This window comes from Cellulosimicrobium sp. BMG9.22, assembly GCF_059159975.1.
Map to the genome: position 1 here is coordinate 100,622 of NZ_JBZGBY010000002.1, position 16,140 is coordinate 116,761.

At 73.9% G+C, this 16,140-nt stretch carries 9 protein-coding genes and 1 tRNA gene; 4 read left to right on the forward strand and 6 right to left on the reverse strand.

Features of this window, described 5'->3' with window-relative positions:
- Position 1: 1 nt before the first annotated feature.
- The gene (gene polA / locus AC4H2H_RS02340) at positions 2-2,707 is read right to left on the reverse strand and encodes a DNA polymerase I (protein WP_494369209.1); all 2,706 of its coding nucleotides are present in this window, start codon (positions 2,705-2,707) and stop codon (positions 2-4) included.
- 97 nt (positions 2,708-2,804) lie between these two features.
- On the opposite strand from polA, the gene AC4H2H_RS02345 reads away from it, so the two are divergent.
- Positions 2,805-3,188, forward strand: coding sequence for a hotdog fold thioesterase (locus AC4H2H_RS02345; protein ID WP_494369344.1), 384 nt, complete (start codon positions 2,805-2,807; stop codon positions 3,186-3,188).
- Positions 3,189-3,219: 31 nt separating this feature from the next.
- On the opposite strand, the gene AC4H2H_RS02350 is transcribed toward AC4H2H_RS02345, so the two are convergent.
- Both AC4H2H_RS02350 and AC4H2H_RS02355 read right to left on the reverse strand, forming a co-directional pair.
- Complete coding sequence (locus AC4H2H_RS02350) at positions 3,220-3,885, reverse strand: GNAT family N-acetyltransferase (RefSeq protein ID WP_494369210.1); 666 nt, start codon at positions 3,883-3,885, stop codon at positions 3,220-3,222.
- A gap of 231 nt (positions 3,886-4,116) precedes the next feature.
- Positions 4,117-4,737, reverse strand: a complete 621-nt coding sequence (locus tag AC4H2H_RS02355; RefSeq protein ID WP_494369345.1) for an ANTAR domain-containing response regulator — start codon at positions 4,735-4,737, stop codon at positions 4,117-4,119.
- A gap of 190 nt (positions 4,738-4,927) precedes the next feature.
- Between AC4H2H_RS02355 and AC4H2H_RS02360 the strand changes: the two genes are divergently transcribed.
- Positions 4,928-5,001: transfer RNA gene (locus AC4H2H_RS02360), tRNA-Leu, on the forward strand.
- Positions 5,002-5,022: 21 nt separating this feature from the next.
- On the opposite strand, the gene AC4H2H_RS02365 is transcribed toward AC4H2H_RS02360, so the two are convergent.
- Both AC4H2H_RS02365 and AC4H2H_RS02370 read right to left on the reverse strand, forming a co-directional pair.
- On the reverse strand, positions 5,023-6,387 hold the full coding sequence (locus AC4H2H_RS02365; protein ID WP_494369211.1) for a M1 family metallopeptidase: 1,365 nt from the start codon (positions 6,385-6,387) through the stop codon (positions 5,023-5,025).
- A 19-nt stretch (positions 6,388-6,406) separates the two neighbouring features.
- Positions 6,407-10,390, reverse strand: a complete 3,984-nt coding sequence (locus AC4H2H_RS02370) for a Pls/PosA family non-ribosomal peptide synthetase (protein WP_494369212.1) — start codon at positions 10,388-10,390, stop codon at positions 6,407-6,409.
- Between the two features lie 218 nt (positions 10,391-10,608).
- Here AC4H2H_RS02370 and AC4H2H_RS02375 point away from each other — a divergent pair, with 218 nt between their 5' ends.
- Together AC4H2H_RS02375 and AC4H2H_RS02380 are read left to right on the forward strand one after the other, a co-directional pair.
- Entirely contained in the window at positions 10,609-12,852 is a 2,244-nt protein-coding gene (locus AC4H2H_RS02375; protein WP_494369213.1) for a glycoside hydrolase domain-containing protein, read from the forward strand.
- Complete coding sequence (locus AC4H2H_RS02380) at positions 12,849-14,180, forward strand: glycosyltransferase (protein ID WP_494369214.1); 1,332 nt, start codon at positions 12,849-12,851, stop codon at positions 14,178-14,180. The genes AC4H2H_RS02375 and AC4H2H_RS02380 overlap by 4 nt, the downstream gene beginning before the upstream one ends.
- A gap of 497 nt (positions 14,181-14,677) precedes the next feature.
- On the opposite strand, the gene pyk is transcribed toward AC4H2H_RS02380, so the two are convergent.
- A complete protein-coding gene (gene pyk / locus AC4H2H_RS02385) occupies positions 14,678-16,108 on the reverse strand; it encodes a pyruvate kinase (protein WP_494369215.1) in 1,431 nt (476 codons plus the stop codon).
- Between the last annotated feature and the right edge of the window lie 32 nt (positions 16,109-16,140).

Here is a 16,140-nt window from a genome sequence, read left to right on the forward strand (position 1 = left end):
GTCAGTGGCCCGCCTCGTGCCAGGTCGCCCCGACGCCCACGGAGACGTCGAGGGGCACGTCGAGCGCGGCCGCAGCGCCCATCTCGGCGCGCAGCACCTCCTCGACCACGTCGCGCTCCCCCGGCGCGACCTCGACGACGAGCTCGTCGTGCACCTGGAGGAGCAGCCGAGAACGCAGGCCGCGCTCGTCGAACGCACGCTGCACGCCGAGCATCGCGACCTTGATGAGGTCGGCCGCGCTGCCCTGGATCGGGGCGTTGAGCGCCATGCGCTCCGCCATCTGGCGGCGCTGGCGGTTGTCGCTCGTGAGGTCGGGCAGGTACCGGCGGCGCCCGAGGATCGTCGCTGTGTAGCCGGTCGCACGCGCCTCGTCGACGACGCCCGTGAGGTAGTCGCGCACGCCCCCGAACCGCTCGAAGTAGTCGTCCATGAGCTTCTGCGCCTCGCCGACCTCGATCGTGAGCTGCTGCGAGAGCCCGAACGCGGAGAGCCCGTAGGCCAGGCCGTAGGACATCGCCTTGATCTTCGACCGCATGGCCGGCGTGACCTCGGACGCGGGCACCTCGAACACGCGCGAACCCACGTAGGAGTGCAGGTCCTCGCCTGAGCGGAACGCGTCGATGAGCCCCTCGTCGCCCGACAGGTGCGCCATGATGCGCATCTCGATCTGGCTGTAGTCGGCGGTCATGAGCGTCTCGTAGCCCTCGCCGACGACGAACGCGCGCCGGATCCGGCGCCCCGCCTCCGTGCGGATCGGGATGTTCTGGAGGTTCGGGTCGGTCGAGCTGAGCCGGCCCGTAGCGGCGATCGTCTGCTGGAACGTCGTGTGGATGCGCCCGTCGTCGGCGACCGACTTGAGCAGGCCCTCGACCGTCTGGCGCAGGCGCGACGCGTCGCGGTGCGCGAGCAGGTGCTCGAGGAACGGGTGCTGGGTCTTGACGAAGAGGTCCGCGAGCGCCGACGCGTCGGTCGTGTACCCCGTCTTGATCTTCTTCGTCTTCGGCATCCCGAGCTGGTCGAAGAGGACCTCCTGGAGCTGCTTGGGCGAGCCGAGGTTCACCTCGCGCCCGATCACGGCGTACGCCTCGCCCGCCGCCGTCGCGACGAGGTCGCCGAAGTGCTGCTCGAGCTCGCGGAGGTACTCGAGGTCCGCCGCGATGCCGTGGCGCTCCATGCGCGCGAGGATCGCCGAGAGCGGGAGCTCGAGGTCGGTGAGCAGGGCCGTGGCGCCGCGGTCGTCGAGCTCGCCCGTCAGCACGTCGGCGAGCTGGGCGACGGCGAGCGCTCGCACGGCGTCGCGCTCCTGCTCGCCGGACCCGTCGAGCGACAGGTCGAGCGCGCCCTGCGCGTCGTTGCCCGCCTCCGTGTCGGGCCGCAGCTCGCGGTGCAGGTGGCGCACCACGAGGTCGCCGAGGTCGTAGCCGCGCTGGTCGGGGTGGCAGAGGTAGGCGGCGAGCTCGGTGTCGAACGTCACGCCGGCGAGCTCGTAGCCGCGCGCCGCGAGCTGGTGCCACGCGGCCTTCGCGCCGTGTACGACCTTCGGACGGGCCGGGTCGGCGAGCCACGCCGCGAGCGCCTCCTCGTCGGCACCCGCGACGTCGGCGAGCTCGAGCGCGACGGCCGCGCCCGCGTCGTCGGACACCGCGAGCCCCCACGCGTCGCCGCCGCCCGGGACGGCCTTGCCCGCCACCTCGACCCCGAGGCGGCGCTCGCCGTGCTCGGCCAGCCACGCGCCCAGGCCGCCGGGCAGCACGTCGGCGACCTCGACGTCGAACCCGGCCTCCGTCTCGACCTCGCCCTCGGGCGCGATGGCGAAGAGCCGATCGCGCAGCACGCGGAACTCGAGCGCGTCGAGCACGCGGTGGACGGCCTCGCGGTCCCACGGGCGCGCGGCCAGGCTGTCCGGCCCGATCGGCAGCTCGAGGTCGAGCAGGAGCGCGTTGAGCTGCCGGTTGAGGCGGACCTGGTCGAGATGCGCGCGCAAGTTCTCGCCCGCCTTGCCCTTGACCTCGTCGGCGTGGTCGAGCAGGCCGTCGAGGCCGTCGTACGCCGTGATCCACTTCGCAGCCGTCTTGGGGCCGACGCCGGGGATGCCCGGCAGGTTGTCGGAGGTCTCCCCCACGAGCGCGGCGAGGTCCGGGTAGCGCTCGGGCGGCACGCCGTACTTCTCGACGACCGCGGCGCTGTCCATGCGCGCGAGCTCGGAGACGCCCTTCTTCGGGTACAGGACCGTGACGTCGGGACCGACGAGCTGGAACGAGTCCCGGTCCCCCGAGCAGACGAGCACCTCCATCCCGGCCGCCGCGCCCTGCGTGGCGAGCGTCGCGAAGATGTCGTCCGCCTCGTAGCCCTCGCGCTCGAGCGTCGGGATGTGCAGGGTCTCGAGGATCTCCTTGATGAGCGGCACCTGGCCACGGAACGGCTCGGGCGTGGACTCGCGCGTGCCCTTGTAGCTCGGCAGGATCTCGGTGCGGAACGACTGGCGCCCGGCGTCGAACGCGACCGCGACGTGCGTCGGCTCCTCGTCGCGCAGCAGGTTGATGAGCATCGACGTGAACCCGTACACCGCGTTGGTGTGCTGACCGGTCGTCGTCGAGAAGTTCTCCGCCGGGAGCGCGAAGAACGCGCGGTAGGCCATGGAGTGTCCGTCGATGAGCAGCAGGCGAGGTCGCGCAGAGGTCGTCACGGGTGCCAACCTACAGTCCATGACCGACACGCACGGCTCCGCCGACACCGCCGCCGCCGCCCCCGCCGACCACCCCGCCGCGGACGCGCCGGGCGCGCCGAGCCACGCCTACGAGGCGATGGGGCTGCGGACCGAGGGGACGCTCATCGAGCGCATGGGCATCGAGCTGGAGGAGGTGAGCGCGGCGCGCGTCACCGCACGGATGCCCGTCGCGGGCAACACGCAGCCCGCCGGCCTGCTGCACGGTGGCGCGTCGGTCGTGCTCGCCGAGACCCTCGGCTCGGTCGCCGCGCAGCTGCACGGTGGGCCAGGTCGGGCGGCCGTCGGGATCGAGGTCAACGCCACGCACCACCGGGGCGTCCGCGAGGGGTGGGTGCGCGGCGAGGCCGTCGCGGTGCACCTCGGGCGCACGACGGCGAGCTACGAGATCGTCGTGTCCGACGACGCCGGGCGGCGCGTGTGCACCGCTCGCCTCACGTGCCTGATCCTCGCGCAGGACTGAGGACCTCCGGACCGACGTGCGGGGCGCTGCCTCAGCCGGGGAGCGTCTCGCGCGTCTCGGCCGGCATGACGACGCCCGTGCGGCGGCGGTACTCCGCCTGGAACTCGCGCAGGTCGACCGGGCCGGACATGGTCTCCGTGCGGGCACGACGGCGGCGCGCGATGAGGTCCTCGAGCGAGCGGGTCCCGCGCCGGGCGGGCGCGAGATCCGCCGCGAGGCGACGCTGGAGCACCGCGGTGGACACGACGCGGTGGCCCGCGACCGGGCCGAAGCCGAGCCGGGCGAGGAAACGCTGCACCCCGCGCGAGCCGGGGATGGGCACCGAGTAGACGTGGGTGGCACCCGCGGCGGCGGCGAGATCGGCCGTCGCGCTGAGGAGCGCGTGCCCGACACCGCGGCGACGCGAGTCCTCGCCGACGTACACCGCCTCGACGTACAGGCTGGGCTCGTCCGCGAAGAGGTGGGGCTCGAGCTCCCGCGCGAGCACGAACCCGACGGGACGGCCGTCCTGCAGGGCGACGAGCACGTTTCCGCCCGGCAGCGCGAGCAGCACGGAAAGGTGCCGGACCAGTCGCTCCTGGTCGGGGGCGCAGATCTGGGCTCCCGACGCGGACTCCTGGCGCGCCTCCGAGCACAGCTCGGCGATGCCGGGCAGGTCGTCGCCGACCGCGGTTCTGACCTCGACTGCTGGGCGCACCGGACTCCTCCTCGTTCGCACCGTGGGACTGACGGCACCGAGGGACGTGGGGCGGGTAGGGGTCCACGTCGCTCGGACGGCGCCGTCGGCCATCGACTGAGCACTACGTGGCGACCGCGTGTCCACCGCCCCGGGAACTACTGGACGCCAGTCCAAGACGATAGCCCGCCCGGGGCACTGTGACAAAGGTCCAGTTCAGGGACCCGTCCGGACGGGCCGGCCGCCGACGGCTCAGGCGCTGCCGACCTGCTCGATGACGGCGTCGGCCACCTCGCGCATGGTCAGACGGCGGTCCATCGACGTCTTCTGGATCCAGCGGAAGGACTCGGGCTCGCTCAGGCCCATCTTCGTCATGAGCAGGCCCTTCGCGCGGTCCACGCGCTTGCGCGTCTCGAAGCGCTCCGCCAGGTCGGCGACCTCGGACTCGAGCGCCGAGATCTGCGAATAGCGGGAGATCGCGATCTCGACCGCCGGGAGGAGGTCCGCAGGGGTGAACGGCTTGACGACGTACGCCATCGCGCCGGCGTCACGGGCACGCTCGACGAGCTCGGCCTGCGAGAACGCCGTGAGCAGGACGACCGGCGCGGCGTGCGCCTTGCCGATCTGCTCGGCCGCGGAGATGCCGTCGAGCTCGGGCATCTTCACGTCCATGACGACGACGTCGGGCTTGAGCTCGAGCGCCAGCTTCACCGCCGTGGCGCCGTCTCCGGCCTCGCCGACGACGTCGAATCCCGCGTCGCGCAGCGTCTCGACCACGTCGAGACGGATGAGCGCCTCGTCCTCGGCGACGATGGCGCGGCGTGCAGGGCGGCCCGTCGGTGCGGGGGTCGCGGCGGGCTCGGGCTCGATCATGGGGGGCAGGTCGAGCGGCTGCTTGTCCTCGGGCTGCGCTGTCTGGTCACTCACGGGGTTCATCGTAGTGCTCCGTACCCCGTGCCGCCCCCGGGTTTCGCCCTCGGAGGAGTGTGATTCTCGAACGTGGTCGCGCATGTGGTTCGATGGAGCACGCGCGACGCGCCCTCCCCGGGCGGCACCGCGCGCGGCCCCGGTAGCCCAACCGGCAGAGGCGTTCGGCTCAAACCCGATCCAGTGTGGGTTCGAATCCCACCCGGGGCACCCTCCGTCCGTTCCCGACCGTCACGACTCGCGCACGGTCGGGAGCGCCGGGAGCGGCCCGCGGAGCAGCCACCTGTCGAGCAGGTCGTCGACGTCGTGGCCCGCCTCCCGCAGGACCGCGCGGAAGTCGTCGGTCGTCACCGAGCCGTAGCGGTGCGTCTCCGTCCAGCGGCGCAGGACAGCGAAGAAGCCGTCGTCACCGATCGTCAGCCGCAGGGCGTGCAGCGTCAGCGCACCGCGCTTGTAGAGGCGGTCGTCGAACATGAGCTCCGGCCCGGGGTCCCCGAGGACGAGGTCCTGGGGCAGCGCGGACAGACGACCGCGGTGGGCGCGGGCGTGCGCGTCGGCAGTGCCCCCGCCCGACGCCTCGGACCACAGCCACTCCGCGTAGCACGCGAAGCCCTCGTTGAGCCAGATGTCCTGCCAGCGCGCGACCGACACGCTGTTGCCGAACCACTGGTGCGCGAGCTCGTGGGCGACCAACCGGTCCCACGTGCCCGCGCCGTCGAGATGGTTCGCGCCGAAGATCGACAGGCCCTGCGCCTCCAGGGGGATCTCGAGCTCGTCCTCCGTGACGACGACCCGGTACCCCTCCTCGAACGGGTAGGGACCGAACAGGCGCTCGAACAGGCTCATCGTCTCGCCGTGCCGCGCGAGGTCCCGCTGCGCGGCGTCGCGCTGCGCGGCGTGCACCAGCGCGGTCTGGGCCACCGGGCGCCGCGCCGCGTCGATCAGACCGGGCAACCCGGGTCGACGTCCGACGTCCAGATCGTCGAACCGGCCGACGACGACGGTGGCGAGGTACGTGCACATCGGCGCGGTCGGGCCGAACCGCCACGTCCGCGTCGACGCCCTGCGGGCGACGTCGAGCAGCGGGCCGTTGGCCGCCACCGCGTACCCCGAGTCGGTGGTGACGGAGATCTCGAAGGTCGCCTTGTGGGTCGGGCTGTCGTTGCAGGGGAACCACGTCGGTGCGCCGTCGGGCTGCCCCGCGACCAGGGAGCCCTCCGTGAGCTCCTCCCAGCCCACGTCCCCCCACGGGCCGATCCACGGCCGCGGGCGACCGCCGTAGGCGATCACGAGACGCGTCGCCGTGCCTCGCGCCGCCAGACGGCCCAGGCGGACGTGGAGCCTGCCCCCCGCGTGGGTGAACCGCACCGGGTGACCGTCGGCCGTGACACGCGTCGCCTTGAGGTGGACGAGGTCCAGCTCGACGACCTCGACGTCCGCGTCCAGGACGACGTCGAGCGTCGCGACGCCGTCGAGCCGGTTCGTGCGCACCCGGTAGGTGAGCTCGAGCCCGTACCGGTTCACGTGGTGGTCGGTCGAGCCGCGGTGGGGGGCATAGGGGTCGGGGGCGCCGAGGGCGCGATGACGACGGGCCACGGTCGGGCGTCCTCCAGTGTCAGGTTCGCCGCATCGTACGCGACGTCGGTGCGGCGGACGCCCGACCCCGGACGGGCACGGGGCCGGTCCAGGGCACGATCGGGTTGCCGTGCCAGCGCGACCCGGGCGGCACGACCTCGCCGCGCATGACGAGCGAGGCCGGTCCCACGCGGGCACCCGCCGCGACGACGGCGGCCGGCAGGATCACGCCGTGCGGGCCGATCGAGGCTCCGGCGCCGATCTCGACCGTGTCCAGGCTCATGACGCGGTCGTGGAACAGGTGGGTCTGGAGCACGCAGCCGCGGCCCACCCCTGCACCGTCGCCGAGGCGCACGAGGTCCGCCTCCGGCAGCCAGTAGGTCTCGCACCAGACGCCCCGGCCGACGCGGGCGCCCAGCGTGCGCAGCCACGCCGTGAGCAGCGGTGTCCCGGCGACGTGGTCGGAGAACCACGGTGCGGCGACCGTCTCGACGAACGTGTCCTGGAGCTCGTTGCGCCACACGAACGAGCTCCACAGCGGGTGGTCGCCGGCGCGGAACCGGCCGACGAGCGCCCACTTGGCCGCCGTCGTCAGGAGCGCACCGACGGCCCCGGCACCGAGCATGACCACGCCTGCGAGGAGCGCGGCGGTGCCGTACCCCGACGCCGTCACGAGAGACTGCAGCACGACGACGACGGCCACCGCCACGTAGGCCGAGCACACGGGACCTACCCAGCGGAGCAGCTCGAACGCCCCGCGCGCGACGAGCAGGCGGCGCGGCGGCTCGAACGTCCGCGACTCGTCCGTGTCGACCGACGCGACGCGCCGCAGCCGGGTCGGCGGGTTGCCGAGCCACGACGAGCCCGCCTTCGCCTTCGCGGGTGCTGCCGAGAGCACGGCGACGAGGCCGTTCTTCGGGACCGAGCGCCCGGGTGCCGTGATCCCCGAGTTGCCGAGGAACGCGCGCTTGCCCACGCGGGCGCGCGCCACGCGCACCCAACCGCCGCCCAGCTCGTAGGGCGCGACCATCGTGTCGTCGGCGAGGAACGCACCGCGCGAGACGTCCATCATCGACGGGATCCCGAGCACGGTCGACGCCTCGACGTCGCGTCCCACGCGCGCGCCGAGCAGGCGCAGCCACGCGGGCGTGAAGACGCTCGAGTAGAGCGGGAAGAGGACCGTGCGCGCGGAGTCCATGAGGCGCTGCGTGACCCACGCCTGCCAGCCCTGGCGGCTGTGCGTGGCGTGGAACCCCTCGCGCAGGCCGACGGCCAGGAGGCGCACGCACGCGAGCACGAGCAGCGCGTACGTCACCGCCGCCGCGAGGGTCGCGAGCGGGACCCGGAGGGCCAGAGCCCCGAGGAGCGCCGACGTCCCGGGCGTCGTGGCGCCCCAGCCCGCGGCGAGCACGAGCAGGCCGACGCCTGCCGCCACGACCGGTACGAGGCTCAGCGCCGCCCCGCTCACCCCGTACGCCGCGGCCCAGGCGCGCCGCTGCGGCGGTCGCGCGTCCGGCCACGGGTGCTTGACCTCGCTGCGCACGCGGACCGCGGGCGAGCCCGCCCAGTACTCGCGCGCCCCGACCTTGCCGGCCACGCACGAGCCCGCCGCGACGTCCGCCTCCTTGCCCACGCGCGCGCCGGGCAGGAGTGTCGACCGGGCGCCCACGGTCGCCCCCGCACCGACCCGCACCCGCCCGACGACGAGCGTGTCGCCGTCGATCCAGTGACCCGACAGGTCGACCTCCGGCTCGACGGCGCACCCCTTGCCGAGCGTGAGCATGCCGGTCACCGGTGGCAGCGAGTGCAGCTCCACGCCCGTGCCGACCTTCGCGCCCAGGAGCCGCGCGTAGACGCCCACGAGCGGCGCCCCCGCGACGGTCACTCCCCCGGTCGCACCGACGAGGGCCTCGGCCGCCCACAGCCGCAGGTGGACGCTGCCGCCTCGCGGGTACCGACCCGGCCGCACACCGCGCAGGAGGAGCCGCGCCCCGGCCGCGGCGACCAGGAGCCGCCCCGGCGGGCTCACCGTGACCAGCCAGCCTGCGACCACCCACCACCACGAGACGGGACGGACGAACGGCAGGGACGTCGCCGCCGCGAGCACGTTGTTCAGGGCGGCGACGGCGACGAGCCAGCGCAGCCCCGCGACGGTGCGCAGCGGGACGAGCGCGAGGAGCTGGACGGCCTGGGCCCGGAGCGGCACGGGCACCGCCGCCTCGGCAGCCGCCGTCGTGCCCGGACCCGACGACGACCCGATCTGGTCGCCGCCGTCCTGCGCCTGGTCGACGAACTCCGCGAGCTCGCCCACCGACGGGTTGTCGTAGAGGTCCGCCACGGTGATCGTCGGCACGCGCTCGCGCAGCGCCGAGACCACCTGGGCCGCGGTGAGGCTGCCCCCGCCGAGCTCGAAGAAGTCGTCGTCCGCGACCTGGGGTGCCGCTCCGAGGACACGTCCCCACACGGCCGCGAGCCACTCCTGGGTGGCGGTCAGCGGGGCCGCGTCGTCCGTCGGTCGCGACTCGGCCACGAGGCGCGCGCCGTCCGGGAGGGGCCAGGGCAGCGCGTCGCGGTCGACCTTGCCCGAGGTCCGGGTCGGGACGGCGTCGACCACCGCCAGCAGGGGGACGAGCGCTGCGGGGAGCGTGTGCCGCAGCGCGTCGACGCACGTGCGCGCGTCGAGCGGTGCGGCGCGTCCGGGGTCGGGGACGAGGTACCCCACGAGCACCTGGTTGCCCGCCTCCGAGCGACGGACCGCGCTCGCGGCCGCGGACACGCCCTCGAGCGCGAGCAGCGCGGCGTCGATCTCCCCGAGCTCGATGCGACGGCCACCGACCTTGACCTGGTCGTCGGCGCGGCCCACGAACAGCAGGCCGGCGTCGTCGCGCACGACGAGGTCCCCGCTGCGGTACGCGCGCTCCCACCCGAGCCCGGCGTGCGGCGCGTACTTCTCCGCGTCCTTCGCCGCGTCGAGGTACCGCGCCAGACCGACACCGCCGATCACCAGCTCGCCCGTCGCTCCCGGCGCCACCGGGAGGCCGTCCGCGCCGACGACGGCGAGGTCCCACCCGTCGAGCGGCAGCCCGATGCGCACTGGACCCGTCCCACCGAGGAGCGCCGCGCACGCCACGACCGTCGCCTCGGTGGGGCCGTAGGTGTTCCAGACCTCCCGGCCTAGGACCGCGAGCCGGTCGACGAGCTCCGGCGGGCACGCCTCGCCGCCGAAGATCAGCAGCCGGACCCCCGCGAGCGAGTCCGGCGGCAGGAGGCCCGCGAGGGTCGGGACCGTCGAGACGACCGTGATGCCGCGCTCGGCGATCCACGGACCGAGCTCCGCGCCCGTGCGCACCAGGGCACGGGGCGCCGGCACGAGGCACGCCCCGTGCCGCCACGCGAGCCACATCTCCTCGCACGAGGCGTCGAACGCCACGGACAGGCCCGCGAGGACGCGGTCGTGCGGGCCCAGCGGCTCGCCCTGCAGGAACAGGCTGGCCTCCGCGTCGACGAACGCCGCGGCGTTGCGGTGCGTCACCGCGACGCCCTTCGGCGTGCCGGTCGACCCCGAGGTGAAGATCACCCAGGCGTCGTCCCCGGGCCCGGGCAGATCGCCGGCGCGCGGGTTCGGCTCGGTGTCCGGGCGCACGGCGAGATGGGCGTCGTCGCCGACGACCGCGCGCACCGCGGCCTCCGTGAAGACGAGCTCGGCCCGCTCCTCGGGGTCGTCGCGGTCCACCGGGACGTACGCCGCACCCGCGCGCAGAACCGCGAGCACCGAGAGGTACAGGTCGGCGCGACCGGACGTCGCCCGCACCCCGACGCGGTCGCCCGGGCCCACGCCGATCGCCGTCAGCCGTGCGGCCCGCGCCTCGACCTCGCGCAGCGTCTCCGCGTACGTGAGGACCGTGCCGTCGTCGAGGGCGGCGGCGTCGGGATGGGCCGCCGCAGTGGCCGCGAGGACGTCGAGGAGCGTCCTCGGGGCGGGGGCGCGGCTCCCCGCGAGGAGCGGGTCGGTCGACGTCGTCATGGAGAACATGCTGCTCCTGGTCGGGGACGGGGTCCCTGCGGAGGCTACAGACCGGTGGTGGCCGCGGGGCGAACGCCCGGTGACCGGACGGCTCGCGCCCCACCTGCTGAGCATCGCCGCCCTGTCGTCACCTCGCCGAAACCCGCCTGACACAGTGCGCTCGTAGCGTCCTGCGGACCGGCCCGTCACGGACCGACCCGTGCAGGAGGGAGGCTCTCGTGATCGACCACGTCGACCCGTTCGTCGGCACGGCCGCGACGGACCTGCCCGAGCCGTCGGGCCTCGCGGCGGCGTGGTGGTCGCCCAAGCCGCAGGTCGGCAACACCCATCCGGGCGCGAGCCACCCGCTCGGCATGGTCTCGGCCTGCGCGTACTCGGGGGCCTACCCCACCGGGTACGGCCGGTACGACCTCAGCACCGAGGGCGTCCCCACCGCGCTGTTCGACCACCAGGTCGCGTCCGGGTTCACGCACTTCCAGCAGTCCGGCACCGGCGCGATCCGCAAGTACTACAACTACGTCCGGGTGACACCGATGCTCGAGCCGCTCGACGCGCTCGGCCGGCACTGGGACCTCCTCGACGAGGAGGCGTCGCCCGGCCGGTACGCCGCGACGCTCGGCAGCGGGATCCGGTGCGAGGTCACCGTCGGGCCGAAGAGCGCCGTGCACCGGTACACGTTCCCCGAGCACCACGACGCGCGGCTCGTCGTCGACCTCTCGCTCGGCGGGCTCGCGATCCCCTACGGGGCGACCGTGCCGCTGCGCGCCCACCTCGGGACGCTCGGACCCGGGGCAGCGGCCGGCGAGATCGTCGTCGAAGGTGCACCGCTCGCGGTGCACCTCGAGTGCGACGCACGGCGCTGGCGGCAGATGCTCTGGTACGACCGCCGCCTCATGCCGGGCAGCACGCGGCTCGACTTCGGCGACATCCGACCGACGACCCTGCGCCCGTTCGGCCTCCTGTGGGCCGGCCCGACGACGGCCGGGCAGGTCGTCGAGCTGCACCTCGGCTTCTCGCTGCGCGGGCCCGAGCAGGCCCGGGAGAATCTCGTCCTGGACCGCGGCCCCGGTCCGTCGAGCTTCGCCGGCCGACACGAGCGCACCGCGACGACGTGGGCCGAGCACCTCGACCGGATCGAGGTCGACTGCCCCGACCCCGACCGGCGCGCGGTCTTCGCGACGGCGCTCTACCACTCCCTCCTCAAGCCGTGCCTCGCCCCCGGCGAGAGCCCGTTCTGGCCCGGGGACACGCCGTTCGCGTTCGACGTCTCGACGATGTGGGACATCTACCGCACCCAGCTCCCGCTGCTCGCGACGTTGTGGCCGGACCGCGCGGTCGAGCTCGCCACAGCCCTGCTGCACATCTGCGAGGAGGAGGGGAACTTCCCGATCGGGTACCGCATGGCGCGCGGCGCCGACCGGTTCTCCCGCCAGGCGAGCGCGCTCGTGCAGACCTTCCTCGCCGACCTGTGCGCGCTCGACGTGCCCGGCATCGACTGGGACTGGGCCCTCGTGCACATGCACAACGACCTGCGCCGCACCTACGGCGAGGACTACCTCCTGCAGGGCGTCGCCCACCCGATCAGCCACACCCTCGACCTCGCGGCCGGCTACTGGTGCACTGCCCGCGTGGCCCGCCGCGTCGGCGACCAGGCGCTCGCGGACGAGCTGGCCCAGCACGCGCAGGGCTGGGTGAACGCGTTCGACTCTTCGACCGGGCTCCTGCGCGACTCGACGTTCTACGAGGGCGGGCGCTGGAACTACTCGTTCCGCCTCGTGCACGACATGGCGGCCCGGATCGCGCTCGCCGGCGGCGACGACGCGTTCGTCGCGCTCCTCGACCATTTCTTCGGGTTCGGCGCCCCGCCCGTGGCGCAGCCGCGGGAGCGGCCGTCACCCGCCGAGATGGCCGCCGGCTACGCGCTCGACCGCTTCGAGGGGCTCAACAACGAGCCCGACATGGAAGCGCCCTGGGCCTACCACTACGCGGGCAGGCCGGACCGCACGGCCGAGATCGTGCACGCCGCGGTCCACCAGCGCTTCGGGACCGGGCCGGGCGGGCTGCCCGGCAACGACGACTCCGGCGGTCTGAGCTCGTGGTATCTCTGGGCGTCCCTCGGCCTCTTCCCCGTCGCCGGGCAGGGACTGTTCCTCGTCAACGCCCCGGCGTTCGCCGAGTCCCGCCTCCGGCTCCCCGGCGGCGTCCTCACGATCGAGACCACCGGATTCGTCGAGCCCGGCCCGCGCACGCCGCCGCAGTACGTGCGCGCCGCGTGGCTCGACGGGCGCCCGCTGCCACGCACGTGGCTGCCCGCCGACCGCGTGCGCAGGGGCGGCCGCCTCCTCCTGGAGCTCGGCCCCGAGCCGTCCGGCTGGGGCACCGCGCCCGAGCACCGGCCGCCGTCGTACCCCGGCACCTCGACCCGAACCCGCCCCGACGACACGACCCCGGAGACGTCATGACCACCACCCCGCCCCGGACGCAGACCCGCCGCCTCGTCATCGTGGTGCGCGCCGATCCCGTGATCTGCGGCCACTCCGGTGAGGCGCGCAACCTCGCCGAGGCCGCGCTCCACCGCGGCTTCACCGACGTGCGGATCGTCACCTGGCCGGTCGAGCGGCTCGAGGCGGCCGGGCTGCCCCTCAAGCCGCTCGACACCGTCCTGCCGTACAGCCCCGGCATCACCGTCGAGCGCCCCGCACCCGTCGGCGACTACAAGGTGCCCGACGGGCGCTACCTCGCCGGGCTCACCGGTCGCCTCGTCGAGCTCTTCACCGACGGAGTGCCCACCGTGTGCCTCTCGCTCTACCTCAGCCCGCACACGACCGCCGTGGCCGACGCCGTACGGGTCGCGCGCAGCACCGGCCTGCCGGTCGAGGTCGCGACGATCGCGGAGGCCGTCGGCTCCGACGTCACCAACGTCGTGCGCACGTGCGTCGAGGAGGGCCGCTTCGGCGCCGCCGCCCACGTCCTCACCGACTACCTCGCGAGCGACCTCTGCGTCGCCGTCTCGCGCTACACGCGCGACCTCGTGGTCGCGTGCGCCCAGGAGATCGACGACCGTCACGGCACGTTCTTCGCCGACCAGTGCCGGTCCCGCATCCAGGTCTCCTACCCGGCGATCGACACCGGCGCCTACACCGACCTCGACCCGACGACCACCAGCGACGTCCTGGCCCATCGCGGGCTCGAGCGCGACGGGTACGTGCTGTACCTGTCGCGCCTCGCCGCCGCCAAGGGCGTGGACGACCTCATCGACGGCTACGCGCTCTCGCGGACCGCCAGGACCACGCGCCTCGTCGTCGCGGGCCGCGGACCGGCGGAGTCCGAGCTGCGAGCACGGGCCGCCGCGAGCGCCGTCGCCGACCGGATCGTGTTCCTCGACGACGTCGACGACGCCACGAAGCCCCATCTCATGGCGGGCAGCGCCGCCTTCGTCCTGCCGAGCAAGCCACGACCCGAGTTCGTCGAGACGTTCGGCATCGCGCTCGTCGAGTCGATGCTCGCCGGCGGCGGGCCGGTCATCACGACCGACACGGGAGGGATCGGCGAGGCCGTCGGCGAGCACGCGACGATCGTGCCCGTCGCGGACCCGGACGCGATCGCGCGGGCGCTCGACGACGTCGTGCTCGGCACCGCGTCGCACGAGGGCGCGACTCGGGCCGACGCCGCCCGGGCACACGCCCTCCAGTTCGACCGCGCAGTCGTGCTCGACGCCATGCTCGCGCGGCTCGCGACGTCGCCCACGGCACCTCGCTGGGTCAGCGAACCCCGGCTCGTACGGGCGTGACCGCACCAGTCTCGGTCGTGCGACGCCGCGTGGTCGCCCTGGGTGGCCGGGGTCGTCCCATCCTGGGCGCCGCTCGCCCAGGCGCCGCCCGACGTCGTTCCCGAGTTGTCAGCACCCCGTCGCCCTTCAGACCCGCCGAGCGCTGACAACTTTCGCGGCCACACAATTGTCAGCGTCTCGTCGCCCTAGGGACCCGTGAGGTGCTGACAACTTTGGTCGTCGTACGCCGCGCCGTGCTCGACGACGTTCGCCGCGGCTCGCGAGGTGACGGGACCGGGAGCGGGGCCGGAGAGGAGGAGGGCGCGGGTCGGGGGGTCTGGCGGGAGGCCGCGAGGCACGAGCGGCCGGATGGTAGACCCGCGCCCTCCTCCTCTCCGGACCGCGGACGCGACCACGACGCACGTCCCGACCCGGAGACGACGAACGGCGGCGCCCCTGCGAGGGGGCGCCGCCGTCAGACCCTGCGACGAGGCTGCGCCCTCACGGGCGCGGCCAGGTCACTTGCGCGTGTCGGAGTGGTCGCCGATCTTGTGCACGAGGATCGAGTTCGTCGTGCCCGGCTGGCCGACGGGCGCACCGGAGACGACGACGACGAGGTCGCCGACCTCGGCGAGGCCGTTGGCCTGCAGGGTCGTGTCGACCTGGCCCACCATCGCGTCGGTGTTCTCCACCTCGGGCACCTGGTAGGTCTGCGTGCCCCACGTGAGCGACAGGACGTTGCGCACGTGCTCGCGAGGCGTGAAGGCGAGCAGCGGGATGTGCGAGCGCAGGCGGGACATGCGCTTCGCGGAGTCGCCGGACTGCGTGAACGTCACGAGGTACTTGACGCCGAGGATCTCGCCGATCTCGGCGGCCGCGCGGGTGATCGCGCCACCGCGGGTGTGCGGGGTCGAGCCGAGGGGGGCGATCCGCTCGCGGCCCGCCTCCTCGGTCGCCTCGATGATGCGCGCCATGGTCTCGACGGTGAGGATCGGGTACTCGCCGACGCTCGTCTCGCCGGAGAGCATGACCGCGTCGGCACCGTCGAGGACGGCGTTGGCGCAGTCCGACGCCTCGGCGCGCGTCGGGCGCGGCGAGTTCGTCATGGACTCGAGCACCTGCGTCGCCACGATGACGGGCTTCGCGTTGCGACGCGCCATCTCGACGATGCGCTTCTGGACGAGCGGGACCTGCTCGAGCGGCAGCTCGACCGCGAGGTCGCCACGGGCGACCATGACGCCGTCGAACGCGTCGACGATCTCGGCGAGGTTCTCGACGGCCTGAGGCTTCTCGATCTTGGCGACGACAGGGACCGTGCGGCCCTCCTCGTCCATGATCGCCTTGACGTCGTCGAAGTCCTCGGCGGAGCGCACGAACGACAGCGCGATGATGTCGGCGCCCAGGCGCAGCGCCCAGCGCAGGTCGTCGCGGTCCTTCTCGGACAGCGCCGGCACGGAGACCGCGACGCCGGGCAGGTTCAGGCCCTTGTTGTTCGACACGGGGCCGGCGACCTCGACGCGCGTCACGACGCGGGGACCCTCGACGGCGGTGACGCGGACGAGCACCTTGCCGTCGTCGATGAGGATCGGGTCCCCGACGCGGGCGTCGCCCGGCAGGCCCTTGTGCGTCGTGGAGACGAGCTCCTTGGTGCCGACGACGTCGTCCGTCGTGATGGTGAAGGTGTCACCCTCCTCCAGCCAGTGCTTCTGGTCCTCCGCGAAGCGGCCGAGCCGGATCTTCGGCCCCTGGAGGTCGACGAGCACGGCGACGGAACGGCCCGACGCCTTCGCGGCCTCGCGCACGCCGTGGTAGACGGCCTCGTGCTCCTGCGCGCTGCCGTGGCTGCGGTTGATCCGCGCGACGTCCATGCCGGCGTCGACGAGCGCCCGGAGCTGCTCCTTCGACTCGGTCGCAGGTCCGATGGTGCAGACGATCTTTGCTCTGCGCATATCTCCAGCCTCTAGTCCTCCGCCCGGCTGCG

Excerpts from the sequence above, each read along its gene's own strand:
- polA (WP_494369209.1), bottom strand. The coding sequence starts at position 2,707 with ATGGACTGTAGGTTGGCACCCGTGACGACCTCTGCGCGACCTCGCCTG.
- AC4H2H_RS02345 (WP_494369344.1), top strand. The coding sequence starts at position 2,805 with ATGGGGCTGCGGACCGAGGGGACGCTCATCGAGCGCATGGGCATCGAG.
- AC4H2H_RS02355 (WP_494369345.1), bottom strand. The coding sequence starts at position 4,737 with ATGATCGAGCCCGAGCCCGCCGCGACCCCCGCACCGACGGGCCGCCCT.
- AC4H2H_RS02370 (WP_494369212.1), bottom strand. The coding sequence starts at position 10,390 with ATGACGACGTCGACCGACCCGCTCCTCGCGGGGAGCCGCGCCCCCGCC.
- AC4H2H_RS02380 (WP_494369214.1), top strand. The coding sequence starts at position 12,849 with ATGACCACCACCCCGCCCCGGACGCAGACCCGCCGCCTCGTCATCGTG.
- pyk (WP_494369215.1), bottom strand. The coding sequence starts at position 16,108 with ATGCGCAGAGCAAAGATCGTCTGCACCATCGGACCTGCGACCGAGTCG.